The organism is Paenibacillus sp. J22TS3, assembly GCF_018403205.1.
GTDB classification, from domain to species: domain Bacteria; phylum Bacillota; class Bacilli; order Paenibacillales; family Paenibacillaceae; genus Fontibacillus; species Fontibacillus tuaregi.
This window is the reverse complement of the sequence record NZ_BOSF01000009.1, coordinates 80686-98927: the sequence shown is the minus strand read 5'-3', so window position 1 is coordinate 98927 and position 18242 is coordinate 80686. Positions and strand designations below refer to the sequence as shown.

The 18242-nt window shown below is 49.4% G+C and carries 13 protein-coding genes and 1 riboswitch; of the genes, 9 read left to right on the top strand and 4 right to left on the bottom strand.

Features of this window, described 5'->3' with window-relative positions; translation table 11 throughout:
* Positions 1–210 precede the first annotated feature (210 nt).
* Both KJS63_RS22705 and KJS63_RS22700 read right to left on the bottom strand, forming a co-directional pair.
* Positions 211–2031, bottom strand: coding sequence for an APC family permease (locus tag KJS63_RS22705; protein ID WP_068613392.1), 1821 nt, complete (start codon positions 2029–2031; stop codon positions 211–213).
* A gap of 124 nt (positions 2032–2155) precedes the next feature.
* Positions 2156–2302, bottom strand: a riboswitch (cyclic di-AMP (ydaO/yuaA leader).
* A 221-nt stretch (positions 2303–2523) separates the two neighbouring features.
* A complete protein-coding gene (locus KJS63_RS22700) occupies positions 2524–6672 on the bottom strand; it encodes a bifunctional 2',3'-cyclic-nucleotide 2'-phosphodiesterase/3'-nucleotidase (protein WP_280520848.1) in 4149 nt (1382 codons plus the stop codon).
* Between the two features lie 397 nt (positions 6673–7069).
* On the opposite strand from KJS63_RS22700, the gene KJS63_RS22695 reads away from it, so the two are divergent.
* Positions 7070–8035 (top strand): hypothetical protein, encoded by a 966-nt coding sequence (locus KJS63_RS22695; RefSeq protein WP_213621198.1) that lies wholly within the window; start codon positions 7070–7072, stop codon positions 8033–8035.
* A gap of 157 nt (positions 8036–8192) precedes the next feature.
* Here KJS63_RS22695 and KJS63_RS22690 read toward each other — a convergent pair whose 3' ends face one another.
* A complete protein-coding gene (locus KJS63_RS22690; RefSeq protein ID WP_213621197.1) occupies positions 8193–9119 on the bottom strand; it encodes a hypothetical protein in 927 nt (308 codons plus the stop codon).
* 168 nt (positions 9120–9287) lie between these two features.
* On the opposite strand from KJS63_RS22690, the gene KJS63_RS22685 reads away from it, so the two are divergent.
* From KJS63_RS22685 to KJS63_RS22665, 5 genes are all read left to right on the top strand, one after another.
* Positions 9288–9524, top strand: coding sequence for a DUF6953 family protein (locus KJS63_RS22685; RefSeq protein ID WP_213621196.1), 237 nt, complete (start codon positions 9288–9290; stop codon positions 9522–9524).
* A gap of 33 nt (positions 9525–9557) precedes the next feature.
* The gene (gene rnhA / locus KJS63_RS22680) at positions 9558–10226 is read left to right on the top strand and encodes a ribonuclease H (protein ID WP_213621195.1); all 669 of its coding nucleotides are present in this window, start codon (positions 9558–9560) and stop codon (positions 10224–10226) included.
* Positions 10227–10425: 199 nt separating this feature from the next.
* The gene (locus tag KJS63_RS22675; RefSeq protein WP_213621194.1) at positions 10426–10863 is read left to right on the top strand and encodes a DUF5360 family protein; all 438 of its coding nucleotides are present in this window, start codon (positions 10426–10428) and stop codon (positions 10861–10863) included.
* Positions 10860–11441 carry a TetR/AcrR family transcriptional regulator gene (locus KJS63_RS22670; RefSeq protein WP_213621193.1) on the top strand — a complete coding sequence of 194 codons (582 nt, stop codon included), beginning with the start codon at positions 10860–10862 and terminating at the stop codon, positions 11439–11441. Before KJS63_RS22675 ends, KJS63_RS22670 begins: the two co-directional genes overlap by 4 nt.
* Positions 11438–11761, top strand: a complete 324-nt coding sequence (locus tag KJS63_RS22665; protein ID WP_068613413.1) for a DMT family transporter — start codon at positions 11438–11440, stop codon at positions 11759–11761. Before KJS63_RS22670 ends, KJS63_RS22665 begins: the two co-directional genes overlap by 4 nt.
* A 195-nt stretch (positions 11762–11956) precedes the next feature.
* Here the strand turns inward: KJS63_RS22665 and KJS63_RS22660 are convergent, their stop codons facing one another.
* Complete coding sequence (locus KJS63_RS22660) at positions 11957–12781, bottom strand: hypothetical protein (protein WP_213621192.1); 825 nt, start codon at positions 12779–12781, stop codon at positions 11957–11959.
* Between the two features lie 338 nt (positions 12782–13119).
* Between KJS63_RS22660 and KJS63_RS22655 the strand changes: the two genes are divergently transcribed.
* The 3 genes from KJS63_RS22655 (at position 13120) to KJS63_RS22645 (ending at position 18103) form a co-directional block, all read left to right on the top strand.
* Positions 13120–16500 carry a copper amine oxidase N-terminal domain-containing protein gene (locus KJS63_RS22655; protein WP_244862740.1) on the top strand — a complete coding sequence of 1127 codons (3381 nt, stop codon included), beginning with the start codon at positions 13120–13122 and terminating at the stop codon, positions 16498–16500.
* A gap of 233 nt (positions 16501–16733) precedes the next feature.
* Positions 16734–17246 carry a hypothetical protein gene (locus KJS63_RS22650; RefSeq protein WP_068613420.1) on the top strand — a complete coding sequence of 171 codons (513 nt, stop codon included), beginning with the start codon at positions 16734–16736 and terminating at the stop codon, positions 17244–17246.
* 341 nt (positions 17247–17587) lie between these two features.
* Entirely contained in the window at positions 17588–18103 is a 516-nt protein-coding gene (locus KJS63_RS22645; protein ID WP_213621191.1) for a P-loop NTPase family protein, read from the top strand.
* Positions 18104–18242 lie beyond the last annotated feature (139 nt).

Here is an 18242-nt window from a genome sequence, read left to right as displayed (position 1 = left end):
GGTGCCTTTTTGGTGTTCCCGGGAAAGCTGCACACGTCACCTTAGTGCGCGGTGTGTGGCCCGGCGATCTTTATGCTTGGATGCCTTAAACATGCATGAGGATTGGGCAAAGCCCTTTTCCTAGGTGCGTAAATCACCGTTACGAAGCCCAGGAAGAGGGCCTTCACTTCTATCCAGCTTCTTAGGTACCTAGGGACTTAGGGAGCTGGATTATTTTTTCAGACGGTAAGGAACCGTGGTAACAATGACCTTCTTGCTGTAGAGCAGCTTGGTGCGAATCATCAGGCCGGATTGGTTATGGAGAATATTATGCCATCCCTTCTTCGGAATGAATTGGGGGATCACCACAGTAACCTGATAATTCGATTCACTGGCCTTTCGCTGCACGGTATCCACGAACTTGAGCAGCGGATGAATAATGCTCCGGTAAGGAGAGTAGAGGGTAACGAGCCGTACGTCCGGCTGCCATTTCTCCCATTTGGCTTCGAATTCATCCTCGTCATGCCGTTCGAATGGTACATAGACTGCGATAATTTGATGAGGGGATAGTGACTTCGCATAGTTCAGCGAGTTCTCAACTACATGGGTAATCCCTGCAACAGGTACAATAATCACATTGCCTTCAATTGGCACAGCCCGCTCGCAGGTGGTTAATCTCAGCTGGTCCCCCACCGCTTCATAGTGCTTCCGGATCCGGTAGAAGAACAGAATAATCAGCGGCAGGAAGATCAATACCGGCCATACCTGATTGAATTTGGTCAGAAAGAACATGAGCGATACGGTGAGACTGATCAAAGCCCCGATCGTATTGATGATAAATTTCGGTACCCAGCCTTGGGGCTTGGTGCGCAGCCATTTCAGCATCATTCCGGTCTGGGACAGGGTAAATGGAATAAATACCCCAACCGCATACAGTGGAATCAGGTGCTCAGTCTGTCCTTTAAATACGACAATCAGGATAATGGAGCAGACTCCCAGCATGATAATTCCGTTGGAATATCCCAGCCTGTCTCCTCGTACCGTGAACATTCTTGGAATGAATTTGTCCTTGGCCAGGTTTACAGCCAGCAGAGGGAATGCGGAATACCCCGTGTTGGCGGCCAGAATAAGAATCAGAGCCGTAGTTCCCTGGATAAAAAAGTACATGAAATTGCGGCCAAATGTCATTTCCGCGATTTGGGAAACTACCGTGACTTGAGCTTTAGGGGCTACCCCGTAATAATAAGCCAGGAATACAATTCCCGAAAACAGCACAGCAAGCAGGGTTCCCATAGCCAGCAGCGTCTTGGAGGCGTTGTTCGGCGCCGGATCTTTAAAGTTCGGGATGGCGTTCGAAATCGCCTCAACCCCCGTAAGCGCAGAACTACCTGATGCAAAAGCCCGCAGCAGCAAGAATAAGCTGATGCCAGCGACAGGGGTTCCAATTGGAGCGTGCAGCTCAGCTGGCACATGGCCTGTCAGGATGTTAAATATGCCGACCCCGATTAGAATGAACAGAGCTAGAACAAACAAGTATACAGGGTAGGCCAGAATTGAGGCCGACTCCGTGACTCCTCTCAAGTTCAAGGTCGTGATGAATAATACAAAAATAATCGCAATAATTACCGTATAAGGATGCAGGCTGGGAAAAGCGGAGGTGATCGCATCTGTTCCTGCGGACACACTCACGGCTACGGTCAGAATGTAATCCACCAGCAGTGAACCGCCGGCTATTAGACCATAGTTCGTTCCAAGGTTTTCCTTGGATACCACATAGGCTCCCCCGCCGTGCGGATAAGCAAAAATAATTTGACGGTAAGATAAAATTAGTGCGGTTAACAGAACCAGCACACCTACGGCAATCGGTATTGAATACCAGAAGGCTGCCGCACTGATTGTAATTAGGACAAGCAGGATTTGCTCCGGCCCATAGGCAACGGAGGACAAGGCGTCAGAGGACAGAATGGCCAGAGCTTTGGTTTTGTTTAGTTTTTGCTCGCCCAGTTCTGTTGATTTCAGGGGACGCCCGATTAAAAATCTTTTTAAAGACATTCTCTCCACCACCAGTATGGTAAAAATTAAGACATAAACCCAAGTGCTTTACGAACTATACAATGTCCACAAGTCTAATCATACATACTCAGGTTTTAAATATTCTGGTCATGGTTGAATCCACCTTCCTTCTCAAATAACGCTTACGGAGTTAGCTGTCGGATTCGGGCCCTTGAGTAGCCCTACCTTGTAATAGGATTCACCCCCCGGATCGATTCAATCCGTTAGAACGGTTCCCCCGCATCTTGTAAGATTTCAGCGAATATATGGAAATTGAAAACCGATGATTATCATACTCTCGTACTTCATTCTTGTAAACACCTTTTCGTACTTCTTAAACTATCCTTAAGATTGCGGTGCAGGTATTTTTCTCATTTGGCGATTATTGTAATGCCCGGACTGATTGTTTATTGTGCTTCAGATTGACCTATGATCAAGACAAGAACCCCCTGCCGGTCTCCCGGAGGGGGTTCTTCACTATAAGGAATTGAATTAGTTCACTTTGACGATCCGATTCTCAATCTTTGCGTCAATGTCTTTGCCTGCAAATTTAGTTTTTACATAATCAACAAACGCGTCCAGATCCACTGGCCCAACTTCACGGTTGGTTCCTTTAGTCAGGGTAGTGTATCCGTCTCCGCCGGAAGCCATAAAGTCATTAACAACAATCGTATAGTTCTTGGTGTCTTCGAGTGGTGTTCCATCGGCTTTCTTCACTTCAACGATCTTGGAGCCATCCGGCTTGCTGTCGTCGTATTTGTAAGTGAGGCCGGAGACTTGCCCGATGCGGGTCTTAGGCGCTCCCCATTGCTGATTCAGCAGCTCTTTGATTTGGGCCCCGGTCAGCGTCAGCTTCACCAGCACGTTGCCGAATGGCTCAATGCCGAACATGTTGCCATAGGTGATGGTTCCCTGCGGCAGATCGTTGCGGATGCCGCCGGAGTTCATGAAACCGAAGTCGGCCTTCATGGTCTCGCGCATGCTGTCGGCAATCAGGTTGCCCAGTGCGGATTCACCAGCCGTACTTGTAGTACGGGTGATAGCTGCAGCTGTCTTGCCGACAGGTGCATTCAGGACCGGAGCGTTCTTCGCTTGATAGTCAGCAACCATCTTGGTGATTTCCGCATCCGGTGTGATTCCTTCATGTTTGGTATCCACAATGGTAGCTTTCTTGCTCACAATGTTGTGCGTAGCACGGTCAATTTCCAGGTCAAAATCGGAGAAGGCCACCCCGTAAGAGTAGGACTCCACGATCAGCTTGTTGTCTACCACGGCATTCAGACCGCCATGGTCATGGCCGCCCAGAATCACGTCAACTTCATCGTCTACCGTGTTCGCGAGGTCTACAACTTCACCGGTTGGGGCATCCTTGGACCCTGCGAATGGGTCGTGGGCCAGAATTACGATAGACCGGATGCCTTGAGCCTTAAGCTCAGCTACAGCTTTGTTGACGGCTGTGGTCTGATCGGTAAAGGTAAGGCCTTTAATACCAGCCGGGCTCACGATAGAAGGTGTAATATTGGTAACCACACCGATGAATCCGATCTTTACACCGCCTACTTCCTTAACGGTGTAAGCAGGCAGGAACGGCTTGCCGTTCTCATCCAGCACGTTCGCCACCACATAAGGGAAGCTGGCTCCCGCGAAGTCATGGCCGTCCTTCGGGTTCTTGCCCCCGTGAATCAGGCGGAGAGCTTCCGCAGGTCCTTTGTCGAACTCATGATTGCCCACGGTGCCTACAGCAAAGCCAAGGCGGTTCAGAAAATCAATCGTTGGTTCGTCCTGCAGCAGGGCGGAAATCGGGGAGCTTGCCCCTACAGCATCGCCTGCATGAACCAGAAGGGTGTTCGGGTTCTTGGCTTTATACTGCTTCAGATAAGCAGCCAGATAGTCGGCACCGCCTACAGTGGCAGTTACTTTGCCCGAGGCATCTTTAAGGTCTTTCTTGTAATCGAGTTGTCCATGGAAATCATTGATTCCGAGCAGCTGTACGGAAATGTTCGTGATGATCATATCCACAACTTTGGCTGCTTCCGCACGGCTGGAGGAGGCTGCAGGTTCAAATTTGTTGCCGCCGCGCCCGTTCATGATTCCGCGATCCACAATCAGGTTAATTTCAGCCTTAGACCAAGCGCTGAGCTTGGCGCTGTCTGCGAATTTCGCTTCAGCAGCGGCCTTCAGCTTCTCGCCAGCCTTAACATCCATTGCATGCTTGGCCATAACAGCCATCTCTTCACGGGTTACCGGCTTGTTCGGCTCAAAGGTGGTCTTGCTGGTTCCGTTGATAATGCCGTTCTCATAAGCGGCGATAACGGCTCCAGCGAACCAGCTCTTATCGGATACGTCCTTGAACACGGATTTGCCTTTGGCTTTCAGGTCCAGAGCCTTCACCAGCAGGCTTGCAAACTCAGCGCGTGTGATTGGCGCGTTCGGATCAAAGGAAGCCGCCGTTTTGCCAGTGGCAATCTTCTTCGCAACCAGGTCGCTGATATAGCTGTGGGCCCAGTGGTCTGCAGGAACGTCTTTGAAGCCAGGCGCCGCAGGCACGTCTGTGCCAGGAGCAGGTGTGGAAGTACCAGGCTGCTCAGGTGTTGTTACTGGGACAACGGCTTTGCTCAGGTCAAGCTTGTAGACGCCAAAGCCTTTGTCGTCCAGCTTGCCTGTGTACTGAATATTGTTGGTCAGCTTGGCATACTGCTCGGCTTTAGGGGAAGAAGTGAATGTGACATTCAAATCTCCTTGTACAGGAGCAATGGACCAGTTGTTATCTGCTGTTGGATTGATGTTTTTGTTCGCAGTGATGTAATCCATCAGAATTTGACGGTTCTCATCCGGGCTGTCAATGACATACTTGCTGCCTTTAACGCCAGGGAAGTTCCCGCCGCCGCTTGCGCGATAGTTGTTCGTCACCACGATGAAGTCCTGGTTCGGATCAACCGGTTTGCCTTGGTATTGCAGGTTGACGATCCGGCTGCTGTTCGCATTAGCTACAGTTCCGTCAATGTTATATTTGGCAGGCTTAGTAACGTCCACCTGATAAGTAACACCGTCAATCACATCGAAATTGTACACCTGGAAGCTTGGGTTCAGAAGCGGCTGCTCCTCTTTCTTGGCAGGATCAATCTGATTGAACTTGCCTGCGGACATTTCCAGCCATTCCTTAACGACGGAGCCCTTTACCAGAATCGCTTTCAGCGTATTGTCATATAGATACAGGTCACCGGCACTCTTGATTGCCAGAGGGCCTTTAGCGATATCCGTATATTCTTCCGGACCGTTGCGCCCCGCTTTAAATGGAGCACCTACAGACAGAATCGGCGTCTTCGCATATTCTGGCAGGTTCTTTTTCACATAATCGGCAACGTAATCTCTCTGTGCATTGGTAACAATCTGTACAGAAGGATCATCCTGAACCAGGGCGAAATAGCTGTGGATCGGTGCAGTGGCTGTTCCGATCGGACTGTTGGCATAAGCAATCGTAGCTTCGTGCTCAGCTTTGACTGCTTCAACTACAGCAGGGTCCGGCTCGGCCAGGGATTTCTTGTTCGCGGCATCGTAGATCGCTTTGGTTGAAGATTGGGAGGCGGCAACTTTCCATACCCCGTCTTTCTTCTCCAGCGTCAAATCGATAATACCGAGATTGCTGCCGCCGTATCCGGATTGCACCGCAGGTACACCGTTAATGGTTCCCTTAACGTTGTCCACTGCAGGCAGGACTTTGCCGGAGGAGTCCTTGAACAGGGCATCCAGCGACTTGTCTGTGGCCGTCGGGAATACCTTATGGGTGTGTGAGAAGGTGATGGCATCGATTCCGGCAACCTTGCTTAGCGGAAGAACAACGTCCTCGTCCTTAACGTTAGCTTTGGCATTCGCATTAAAGCCTGTATGAGCCATGGCGATGACGATATCCGCGCCCGCTTTTCTCATCTCAGGAACAAACTTCTCAGCTGTAGCCACGATATCCTTCGTAATTACCTTGCCTTCAAGGTTTGCCTTGTCCCATTCTGTGATCTGTGGAGTCACCAGGCCAAGCACGCCGATCTTCAGCGTCTGGGTTTGGCCAGCTTCATCCTTATAGGTCTTTGTCAGAATCTCGTAAGGCTTAAAGCGGTTTACATCGTTATCAGGATTGTTGTCTTTGTCATCCTTGTATACGTTTGCATTAATGTACGGGAAGCTGGCTTTCTTGACGATTTGATCGAGGAAGTCCAGGCCGTAGTTGAACTCGTGATTTCCCATGGTGGCCACATCGTAGCCCATCAGGTTCATCGCTTTATATACGGCATGTGTCTCATCCGGCTTAACTGGGCTCACAAGAGCCTCATATGTACCCAGCGGTGTTCCCTGAATCAGGTCGCCATTATCAACCAGCAGGGTGTTAGGAACCTCCTTGCGGGCTTCCTTCACCAGTGTGGCAACCCGGGCCAACCCTACGGTAGGCGCATCCGCGCTTTTGTAGTAGTCATAGGACATCAGGTTAGTGTGAACGTCCGTAGTCTCCATGATTCTCAGTTTCAGCGGGGAGCTTGCGGACGCCGTGTCTGCAGATGCGGGCACGCTGTGAAGCGGCAGCACGAGCAGGCTTAGAGCCAAGGAAGATGTAACGACTTTACCGAGTTGTTTCTTTAACCCCTTCTTCACGAAATTCTTCATCCCTCTCGTAAGTAAGATTCTGTAATTCTGTTAATGCACTCCCTATATTAATCGAGATTTTACAAAAGAGATATGGGTTTTGTGTACTTTTTTAAGCCAAATGCAAAATTATTGAACAAAGGTTGATTATGAGTTGCCGAAAAGAAGCTATACGCTTACATTTCAATATGTTAGGGTAAAGCGGATGTAAATTTATAATGATAGAAGGATGTAGATGAAACAAATAGAACAATATCAGGAACTGAAATTAAATTACAGTAATAGTTGTAAAAGGAAGAATAATTAGTTCAAAGGGACTGTAGACTTTACGGACTATTGGAACTTACCAAGTCATTGGATAAAATACCTCTGATTGACATAAAAAACGAATGGAGGGCAATGAAGTATGAAGGGAGTGCACAAGTGCGAGGGGAGTTTTTTACGGAAAGGAATGCTGTTAGGCTTAAGCTTGCTGCTGATGATGGTAATCTTCATGCCGGCAGGCCCGGTTCAGGCTGCAGACAGCAAATGGATCAACCAGGTCTGGAGCAATTATAAGGCGTATAATAAAAAGACGGTCGCTGCCTATAACAACTATATGGATCAGCAAACGCAAACGTACAGTACATATTTGAAGACCCAGAACGATAGATTGGCTGAACTGGAGCGAATTGTTCTGGAAGACCAGAACAAGTGGAATGAAAAGCTGGAAGCCGATTTGGCAGACTTGCAGAAGCGCTATGGTGATAATCGGGATCTCAGATCGGAGCTGAATGAGTATGCCCGCAATATCAATCCGAACTCACTCAGCAGCCCTATGGGAATCTATACCCGGGAGGCCAACCGGAATTCACTAAGCAGTACGATGGGCACCTTCGCCCGGGCAATCAATGAGAATTCTCTCAGCAGCTATATGGGGGATTATAAAAGGGCGATCAGTCCTAATCTGTTAAGCAGTCCAGCCTATGCGCTGAACAAGACGGTATCTGACAGTTATATCAGCAGTCCGATGTATGCATTGATGAAGAACTCCAGCACAAGTTATATTACAAGCCCTATTTATGCTTACTCACGCGGGAAGATCAGCAAAACCAAAGCCCAGCAGCAGATCAGCAAGCTGTATAAAGAGCTTACCGCGAAGATTGCCAAGGACATGGCGCGCTACAAACAACAAATTGCCAACAACGCTAGTTCTTCGGAGAACAAAATTCAGGATCTGTACTTGAAAACAGTCCGCGCTCTGGAAGCTCAGCGCAATGCCTCCCTGCAAAACATCTCTGATCAGCGCAAAAAAATATGTGGAGAAGGCCTGACCTGGGAGCCGCTGCTTAAGGGCCTGTCCGGTGACGGAAAAGTTGGAGGCCTGAAATAACCGTAGGAAAAAGAAAGGACCGGGAGTCACCCGGTCCTTTTTGTATGCGGAGAATACGCTTATAAGTTGAACTTGGGAATCACCCCTAGACAAGTTGTGAAATGATTCCGGAGAAGCTTCTTGTATATCCACAGTTCAACTTAATGGTGTGGGGCAGTTATTCGTCCTCTTTGTCCTTGTCGCCGCCGAATTGAACGCCTACATGGCCGTTGTGGGTACCTAGGTTGCCCCCAATGTCAAAGCCTACACCCTTGCCGCCGCCAAGATGGGCATCGCTGTGGATACCGACCCCGTGCTGGCCGCCGACCTTCCCGCCGACCTGATATCCCACGCCCTTGCCAAGGCCGATATGCCCGCTGGCGCCCGCACCGAAGCCGCTCTTGCCTCCGACATTGGCTCCGGCATCGAAGCCGAATCCCTGCTTCAGGCTGAGATCAGCTCCGGCGTGAGCCTTGGCTCCGTAATTCTCGCCGCCAATCTGGCCTTGGGCGTGGGCGCCAATGCCTTTGGCGCCGACATATCCGTCGCCCTGCACGCCAACGCCGTGCTGGCCGCCTACACTAGCCCCGGCATCCACCTGAAGCCCCTGGGTCAGGTTCAGGCTGGCGTCGGCGTGGCCTTTGGCTCCGTAATTGTCTCCGCCAACATGCCCACCAGCCTGAAAGCCCGCTCCCTGGGTGCCCAAGTGCCCGGCGGTCTGCATGCCGATGCCATGCTCTCCGCCCAGATTGCCAGCGGCGTCAAAAGTAAGGCCTTGGCCTCCACCTACTTGGGCATCGGCATGGGCATCCAGGCCGTATTTGCCGCCATATTTAGCCTTGGACTGGAAATTCAGTTCAAAATCTCTCGGTTCTGGACGGTGTCCATGCCCGTGGTGGTGTCCGTCTCCGTGTCCAGAGTAGTTCCCGAAATATCCTCCATAATAAGGGAAAGGGTAGGGATAACCGAAGTAAGGCGGATAGACAGGGTAAGGATAGTAAGGGGATGGGTAAGGATAGAACGGCGGGTAATTGTATTTATAAGGGTACGGATAGTAGGGATAAGGCTGCCGGACATACGAATCGGTGCTCAAGTTTCTCATCATACGTAAGAACCTCCAATAATATTGATGATTCAGCCTATTCACAAATGCCCTGAAATGACACCAGCCCAGCCATTGATTGATGTCCCCAAATCAGATACCATGCAATATATATGAATTCACTGGTCAGCACATTTCATAATGACATGAGAAGGTAAGGAGTTATAAGCCATGGAGTCTTCAGAGCAGCAAATAGCGGAATGGATGATCCAAGAGATCCGGCAACGGGGCATTCTGCGTCAGGAGGAAGCCATCGAATATGTAAGGAGCCATTTTGGCGAGCAGTATGTATTTAGGAATGAGAATGGGAACGTATCCTTGGCCAAGGAAGTGAGGAATGCGTTCCGCAAACAGCACGGCGGACGGGTCGCCTGGGACCGGGACGGTTTCTTCTGGGCCTGGACATAACGGAAAGATTGCAAATTGCAAGAGGGGGACATTATGGCGGGTCAAAAGTATTATGTGGTATGGGAGGGTGCAGCTCCTGGAGTTTACGCGACTTGGGCGGAGTGCAAAGCTCAGGTGGAAGCCTATAAGGATGCCAAGTACAAGTCTTACCCTTCCAAATCCGAAGCGGAACAGGCTTTCCGGGACGGTTGGAAGAAGCATTGGGGCAAGTCGGGCACGTCTGCGGCGGGAGGCCGGAGCGGGGTCAGCCAGAAGGCGAAGGCTTCAGGCAGCAGCTCCAGTGCGGTTAAGGCGGAAATTGACTATGACAGCATTTCTGTAGATGTGGGAACCAAGGGCAATCCGGGACCTATTGAATACCGGGGGGTTAGCACCCGGACAGGTGAAGTAATCTTTGAGCGGGGACCGATTCCTAACGGGACGAATAACCTGGGGGAATTCCTGGCCATCGTTCATTCGCTCGCCTATTTGAAACAGAGGGGCAGCAAGATGACCGTGTACAGTGATTCCAGAACGGCTCTGAAGTGGGTCCGGGAGAAAAAGGTGGCAACGACGCTGGCAAGGAACGAGTCGACCCGGGAGATATGGGAGCTGGTGGACCGTGCAGTAGCCTGGCTTAAGTCCAACAACTACGAGAATAAGCTTCTGAAGTGGGAGACCCAGGTATGGGGCGAGATTAAGGCCGATTATGGCAGAAAATAAAGAGTCAAAAAAGAAGCCCAGATTCTAAACGGATCTGAGCTTCTCTTTTGTATATCGCTCTATTTCCATATTGGAATCGTCCCCCTGAAGACGCGAAGATTTGACTTCCTCAGGTCATGTTTGATAATGTAGAAAACAAATAAAACAGTTTGTTTTCCTTGATTTCAGAATAATCAATTAGCAGGCTCTGGGGGTTGTGATGAACAGATATTTAAAGTGTTTGATGTGGTTTACAGATGTAGGGTTTATCGTTTATTGGACTGTTGTACTGCTTGGGGTGATTCCTGAAGAGTACAAGTACAAGGACTATCAGGACGAATTGATGGTGTCTTGGAATCTATCATTTCTGCCTCTGGATTTATTCATATCTCTTACGGGTCTGCTTAGTATGTATTATCTCAATAGAAGTGTGGATCAGGCGGCAAGCAGGATGCTTGCGGTGATATCTTTAAGCTTAACATTCTGCTCGGGTCTTCAGGCTGTCGCTTTCTGGGGAATCCGGGGGGACTACGACCTTCTGTGGTGGCTGCCGAATCTGTTCCTGATGGTCTATCCTCTGGTGTTTCTCCCGGGGTTGATCTGCAGCAGGGGGATCAAGGAGGTTCATTCTTACGGGGAGAGGAGAATAAGAATATGAAAAATCATATTGCCCAAGCGGCTGCACGGGAGATTGCCCGGCGCGGACTGCATTTCTCCATCCGGGATCTGACCGCAAGCCTTGGGATCAGCAGCAAAACTCTGTATCAGCATTTTGAATCGAAGGAAGCTATTATTGGGTATCTGGTGGAGCAGTCCATTGAAGATATGAGGTCCGAGGAGCAGAGGCTGCTGGGCAACCATGACATGCCGCTATCCAAGCGGCTGAGAGAGCTGCTGATTGTGCTTCCGCAGGGTTTTTCTTTTACCCAAGTGGGAGTATTGGATGAGCTCAGGAGGAAATATCCGGCCGGATGGGCAACTTTGGATGAATATTTGAACCAGGGCTGGGATAATATCCGCCGATTGTTCCAGGAAGGGATGGAGAGCGGAGAGTTCCGCCGGTTTAATCCAGAATTGTTCATTCAGGCATATGTCGGAGGCATGTACCAGATCATGGACAGCGAGGGCGGCAGACAAAGGGGCGTTCAAGAAACCTTAGCGGAGCTTGTGGATTTGCTGCTGAACGGAATCCATGCACCGGGTTCTAATGATAAAAGTAAGGAGGATATGGAATGAAAACCTATCTGTTTCTGGCAGGGGCTATACTCAGTGAGCTTGCGGGGACCTCTCTGCTGAAGGCATCGGCCGGATTTACGAAGCTGCTTCCCTCTCTGGGGACTTTAGTGTTTTTTGGGGCCGCCTTCTATCTGTTGTCCCTGTCTCTACAATCCATCCCTCTAGGGGTCGCTTACGCCATCTGGTCCGGGGTTGGGACAGCAGCTACAGCTATAATTGGCATCGTGATATGGAAAGAAGCCGTGAATTGGTACACGGTTGGGGGCATCCTGCTTATTATTGCAGGAGTGATTCTGCTGAATTTGAAGCGGGCAGCCTAAGCTTGCTTTAGGTGGAGGCTAGCCTCCCTTACTCGGCAGGAGATACTCCTGAGGGGGAGGTGGGATATATCCGCTAACATCGGAAGCAACAGCGATTCGAGGAAATCTTCGTTAACGCAGCGTTCTTAGAACAGACAAAGGAGCCTCCCTGGGTCAAATGACTTTTGGGCTGCTCCTTCTTTTTTTGCTCCAAGCTTATTGCAAGAGCTTGTTCGTATATTTCTCAAATTTCGAGCTGAATTGGGAGATTAGCTTTCTTCCTTCTGCCAGCTTGGCGTTAGCCTGCTTATAAAGCTTGCTGTCTATTTTGGTATTATACAAAGCCTTTTTCATCAAAGTCAGCGCCTCTAATTGGTAGGAAGATCCCTTGATGTACAGCGCGTTGATGCGTTTCAATTCGGAGTTAGGTGTCTTTACTGCCTTGATTCCTGAGACTAATTTGGTGTAGTTCGGAACAATTGTATTGGCAAAAGCGTAATAAGCCTCTTTCCGGTTCTTAGTACTTACGTACTGATACTTTCTATAAGTGCTGAGCGCCGTGTTCTCGTATTTATCCAGCTTCTCTAATTGACTGATGTAATCTTTAAGTTGCTGAATCGCTGGGTCTTCCTGAACCACTGGAGTTTCCGGAGTCTCTGTACCTTGATCTGACTCAGCGGCTACATTGAACTTGATCCGCGCAGGCTCGCCGTATCCATACACGGATACCAGGACGTCCGTGCTGCCGGGTTTAAGAGCGGTGACATCAATATGTCCAAAGCCGTCCTCCGTTTTAACGACAGAGGAATTTTCAGCTTTACTTGATACATCGATGGATAGAATACCTGTCTGGCAGGTATAAGCGATCGAGGTACTGTTCTTCTTGGCATCCTTGGAAACAACCAGGTCATGGGTTGGCACTTCAAACGTGCATACGTCCGAAACGGCCTTTTGCGGGGCTGCGGCGCTGATCGTAGGGAAGGCCAAAGCCGAGATTAGGGGGGCAGCCATCAGCCACCGGGTGAATTTGCTCATCTTCATTGCTGTAATATCCTCCAAATTCTGAAATAAATTATGTACAAAATTCCATCAGATGTACATTGATATTATCAGTAATTCAGTTAGAATTTGCCAGGAAAAAATTGTATTAACGGGAAGAAGAGAGTCGGAAATTTGTATTGATGGCCAGGGGAAAAAAATTTTATCGGTCCAGGAAACTTTTCCCACACCATCTGCGTCCAATATATTCGAACAGGAAAATCTATACAGCGTAGAGTGTCTTCCTAGGCTGATTTCCTGGCTAGTTTTTGTCTTTTTGGCTGGCTGGGGAGGACGCTTATGGAGCTAATTCTATACTAAGGTGGATAGAGGAGGATATTATGAAAAAAATGATTTCCCTGCTGTCAATCATGGCTATGCTTTCTTCATTTGCATGGCAGACGCAGGCCCAAGGTGCAGCCTCACCAATCCGTATTTATATGGATGGAATCAGGCTGTCCACAGACCAGGCTCCGATTGAGAAGCAGGGGCGAGTGCTGCTTCCACTGAGGGCTATTTTTGAAGCGCTTGACGCTTCAGTAGATTGGAACAGTAAGACGGGAGTTGTTAGAGCTGAGAAGGGCAACACCACAGTCACATTGAAAATCGGCTCAAAGACAGCAACGATCAATAACAAGAAGGTGACACTGGATGTCCCGGCTCAAACGGTCAAAGGCCGCACTCTGGTTCCGGTCAGATTTGTCAGCACGGCTCTGGGCGCCAAGGTGGATTGGAAGAGCTCCGCGCGCAGCGTATACATTACGAACGGGGATCAGCCTCCGGTAGATGACCCATCTACGATTAGTCCGGTGACCTATGTAACACCTCAGATTGTCAGCCAGTATGGCGACGGCCGGGATCTCAATGTAAGCTTCTCGAAGCCTTCAAATGAGTCGCTGGTAAGCCACTACCGTGTCCTCGTGGTGAAGTCTGACAAGGCACGCTGGTTCGATGAGACCGCTGCAAAGCAGGTATCCTCATCCAACTACGCCTTCGTAGGAATTCAGGGCTCGGACCGGTCGGTGAACTTGACCGCACAGACAAGGGATACGGACGGGGAGCTGCTTCGCTCAGGAGTGTCGTATAATGTCTATGTTTTGGCTGCCGGGAAGCAGGGCCAATTCGCCTTGTCAAATGCGTCTCCGGCTGTGACTCTGGGAGCAGGTACTTCTGCTTCGGGTGTCAAAGGTACGGACACCGCTGATTATGGCGACGGCCGTGATTTAACGGTGAGCTTTACGAAGGCACAAAATGAATCTAATATTGCAAATTACCGCGTATTTGTGGTCAAGACCCAGAATGCGGGCAGCTTCAACCTGTCTACTGCCAACGGAATGTCTTCCTCGAACTATACAACAGTGAACAAAACAGGTGCTTCCACGCTGACAACGACTCTGAGCTCATCGGCCAGAGACACCTCCGGGGAACTGATCCGGAATGGGGTATCTTACACGATTTATGTGCTTGCAGTAAGCAGCAATACAAGTGTATCGCCAAGCCAGTTGTCTGCAGGATCGTCTGCAATTACGCTGGGCAGCGGTACGGTAACCGTGCCATACATCACAGCTGTAAATGATGTTAGTGACTACGGCGATGGCCGTGATGTGAAGATCAGCTTCAACAAGGTGTCGGATGAATCCCGCATTAGCGGTTACCGGGTCTATGCAGTCCGGGATCAGAACGCCTCAAGTTTCACGTTGTCTTCTGCGGACGCTTTGTCCAGCAGCAATTACACATCTATAAGCAAGAACGGCTACAACATCAGCCAGACACTGAACTCGGGTTCCAGAGATGTGAATGGCTACCTTATTACGACCGGGACGACCTACCGCTTCTTCGTGGTAGCCGTGGGAGCTAACGGTTATTCGAATACGATTTCTTCCGTGTCTTCTGCCCTGACGCTCTGGAATAACTCTAACATCAATGCGGTTACCAATGTCAGTGTGGATGATGTTAATGATTATAACGATGGCCGGGATTTAAGAGTAGCTTTCACCCGGGCGAGCAATGAGTCCAATATCAGCCATTATCGTATTCTTGTGGTCAGAAACAATAACGCCGGGAACTTCGATTTGTACGATGCGAACCGGGTATCCAGTGCCAACTATACCTATGTTAGCAAAACCGGCTACAACATCAATCAGGTGCTCCCAAGCGATGCACGGGATGTTGACGGTTACGCGATTCGCAACGGAATAAGCTACCGTGTGTTTGTCCTATCGGTGGGAAGCGGCAGTTATTCCGGCACCAATGCGCTGTCCAGTTATTCTCCGGCAATTACGCTATCTGACAAGAACAACGTAAGCGCGGTGACTGGTGTGAGCGCTAGTGATGTAGGCAACAACAACAATGGCTCTGATCTGAAGGTGACGTTCAACCGGGTCAGTGATGAGTCCACGATCGCCCATTACCGTGTCTATGTGGTGAATAACGCCTATGCGGGCAGCTTCCGGCTGTCGGATGCGGTGGCGAACAGCTATTATAACGTGGTCAGCAAGACGGGTTATAATCTTAGTCAGGTTCTCAGCGCAAGCACACGGGACACAAACGGGAATCTCATTCAGAATGGGGTAGCTTACCGGATCTTCGTCCTGTCCGTGGGTGGTGGATATTACTCGGGAAGCAACGCCCTGTCGGCGGCCTCATCTGTTATTACTCTGACCAACACGGGCAGTGTAGGAGCAGTATCGAACGTATCCGCAGCCGATATCAAGGATAACGGTGACGGACGCGACCTGAGAGTAACCTTCGATAGAGCAGCCGATGAGAGCGGCATTTCAGAATACCGGATTTATGTAGTCAAAGATCAATATGCCGGTAATTTTACGAAATCCGAAGCGGTTGCAAGCAGTTATTATACTTCCGTGGCCAAAACGGGGGGAGCCGTGACCAAGGATCTGACTTCCGGTACCAAGGATACAGATGGCAATACCATCCGTAACGGGATGAAGTACCGTGTGTTTGTCCTGTCCGTGGGGTCAGGAGCCAGCGCGCTGTCCCCGGGATCAGCCCCAATTACTTTGGCCGATAACTCCAGGGTTGCTCCAGCGACAGGAGTGACTGGCGAGATGTACCTGGACGGTACCGGCAAGGCAGCAGGGGTTCTTGTCCGCTTCGGACCATCCGCGACACCGTCTATTGTTAAAGAGTACCGTGTGTTTGTGGTTCCTTCATCATCTGGTTTCAATTTGAATGAGGCTAATAATAACGTGTACTTCACCAAGAACAGTGATGGAGAATTGAGGATCCCGCTGACATCCAATAGCACTCAAGGCAGCCCAATCTCGGCTGGAAAATATAGAGTTTATGTGCTGGCCGTGTCCAACTCCTCAGATATTCCTAACGCTCTGTCCGAGCCGTCGGCGGAATTCACGGTGCAGGACCAGCCTACGGCGCAGCCGGTGGCGGCAGTCACCAAAGTGACCGCAGTATATAAGAATGCAAATGAGCTGGATGTAAGTTATGCAGATCCAAAAGATGCCAACATTGCGAGCTACACGATTGCGCTTGTCGCGAGCGACATCGAGGTCACCGCGTCTAATGTGGAAGACAAAGCTGTTACGCAAGCGAAGGATGTGAACGGGACAACAGGAACTTTGAACGTTGCGGGTGTGAAGGGAGGCACCTACAAGGTGTATGTGCTCTCCAAAGCAATCGACAAGAACACCAAGGTAAATGCGTTATCTGCCCCATCTGGCAGCATCACGGTTCCTAATCAATAAAACACGGAGTCACTTTACAAAAAGGTTATCCTAGGCTTGCTTCCCGGGATAACCTTTTTGGCTCTAGTTCGGTCAGCTGCAGGAATATCTCAAGCGTAACTTAAGTACCGGAACCGGTAACTTAAGTTATCCTAGACCTTGGTCCAGGATGAATCTTCCCTTTAGATGGAGGTTAAAAAATTCCAGCCGTGCTATCCTTGACAATAGAGATTAAATGATCGAGGAGTGAACGTATGAATACCAAGACGATTTTTGGACCTGTATTTATCCTTCTGGGAGCTTATTTGTTCCTGAATAAGTCAGGTTCGATGGGGCCGGGAACTATCTTTGAGTATTTCTGGCCAACCTTATTTATCATTCCGTTAGGCCTGCTGATGCATTGGCTGTATTTCACCATGACCGGACGCAAGGGTGTTGGTCTGCTTGTCCCGGGTGGTATTCTGTTCACCGTAGGGCTTGTATGTCAGATCGCTACCTTGTTTGACAGCTGGGGAACCATGTGGCCGGGCTTTATCCTTGCTCCAGCCGTTGGATTGTTCGAGCTTTACTGGTTCGGTGGCCGGAACAAGTGGCTGCTCATTCCGATTAACATCCTGACAGTTATTTCAATCTTGTTCTTTGCCGTATTCTCGATTGGCTCCATGCTGAATCATACGGTATTGGGACAACCGCTGATGGCCTTTGTGCTGGTGCTTGCGGGAGCTTTCCTGATGCTGTCCCCGAAGAAGAAAAGCCGGGATTTCTAAAAACACCTATATAAAATGAACTTATGAAGGTTACCCTTTTGGGAGTGCTGCGATGCCGAGTGTTTTTACGACCACTGTTGTCTCCAAAATGCTTGAACTAGATATCCAAGTAAGGGCATTTCGGAGACAAAGGTGGACGCTTCGCTTCTTCAGAATCACTCGGGATCGAAGCTGAGATCAGTTGATTCTAAAGTTCATCTTATATAGCTGCACCGCAGCAGAGTTCAAAGCAACAAATGAATAAGCATAGACAACCAAACAAAGGCCCGGTTTCGTGAAGAAATCGGGCCTTTGTTTGGTTGATCTGCCGAATTCTCCAGCATGCTCAGTAAGGAGGACATATGAAGAAAATTTATATCGTTGGGATTGTTGCCAGCGGCAAAACAACCTTAGCCAAGCGATTATCGGAAGAACTGAAGATTCCGTGGTTTGAGCTGGATTGTATTGTTCACTACCAGTCAGTGACAGAGCGTTTCAAACGTACACCAGAACAGCAGGTTGAGGTTATTCAGGAAATTGATCAACGTGGAGCTTGGATATTCGAAGGCACGGATCGCAAATCTTATCAATGTTTATATGAAATGGCAGACACCATTATTTTTCTTGATCCTCCTCTGTGGAAGCGCAGAATTAGAATTTTGATAAGATTCCTTAAACAGAATCTTGGGATTGAGGAATGTCACTATAAGCCGGATTTGAAGATGCTCAAAATGATGTATGTATGGACACGTGACTTTGAGGATAACCGCCGGGATCAGTTAGAGGCCAAATTGCACATACATGCTCACAAGGTCATTAGACTGTGCGATGGTAGCGATTTGGACCCGAAATATATACATCCTCAAGACCGTGGTTAGCTTTCAGTTTATAATCTTAAGGTTTCAGTCTATCGTTAAGGAATCTGAACCTACCTCAGCTTGTCCCCCCCTTACAGCCCCCCAGGTTTTATTTTTTTAGTCTGCACCAAAGGGGTCAGCTAGCCCGCAGCAGCAGAGG

Excerpts from the sequence above, each read along its gene's own strand:
- KJS63_RS22705 (WP_068613392.1), bottom strand. The coding sequence starts at position 2,031 with ATGTCTTTAAAAAGATTTTTAATCGGGCGTCCCCTGAAATCAACAGAA.
- KJS63_RS22695 (WP_213621198.1), top strand. The coding sequence starts at position 7,070 with ATGAAGGGAGTGCACAAGTGCGAGGGGAGTTTTTTACGGAAAGGAATG.
- KJS63_RS22690 (WP_213621197.1), bottom strand. The coding sequence starts at position 9,119 with ATGATGAGAAACTTGAGCACCGATTCGTATGTCCGGCAGCCTTATCCC.
- KJS63_RS22685 (WP_213621196.1), top strand. The coding sequence starts at position 9,288 with ATGGAGTCTTCAGAGCAGCAAATAGCGGAATGGATGATCCAAGAGATC.
- rnhA (WP_213621195.1), top strand. The coding sequence starts at position 9,558 with ATGGCGGGTCAAAAGTATTATGTGGTATGGGAGGGTGCAGCTCCTGGA.
- KJS63_RS22675 (WP_213621194.1), top strand. The coding sequence starts at position 10,426 with ATGAACAGATATTTAAAGTGTTTGATGTGGTTTACAGATGTAGGGTTT.
- KJS63_RS22670 (WP_213621193.1), top strand. The coding sequence starts at position 10,860 with ATGAAAAATCATATTGCCCAAGCGGCTGCACGGGAGATTGCCCGGCGC.
- KJS63_RS22665 (WP_068613413.1), top strand. The coding sequence starts at position 11,438 with ATGAAAACCTATCTGTTTCTGGCAGGGGCTATACTCAGTGAGCTTGCG.
- KJS63_RS22660 (WP_213621192.1), bottom strand. The coding sequence starts at position 12,781 with ATGAAGATGAGCAAATTCACCCGGTGGCTGATGGCTGCCCCCCTAATC.
- KJS63_RS22655 (WP_244862740.1), top strand. The coding sequence starts at position 13,120 with ATGAAAAAAATGATTTCCCTGCTGTCAATCATGGCTATGCTTTCTTCA.
- KJS63_RS22650 (WP_068613420.1), top strand. The coding sequence starts at position 16,734 with ATGAATACCAAGACGATTTTTGGACCTGTATTTATCCTTCTGGGAGCT.
- KJS63_RS22645 (WP_213621191.1), top strand. The coding sequence starts at position 17,588 with ATGAAGAAAATTTATATCGTTGGGATTGTTGCCAGCGGCAAAACAACC.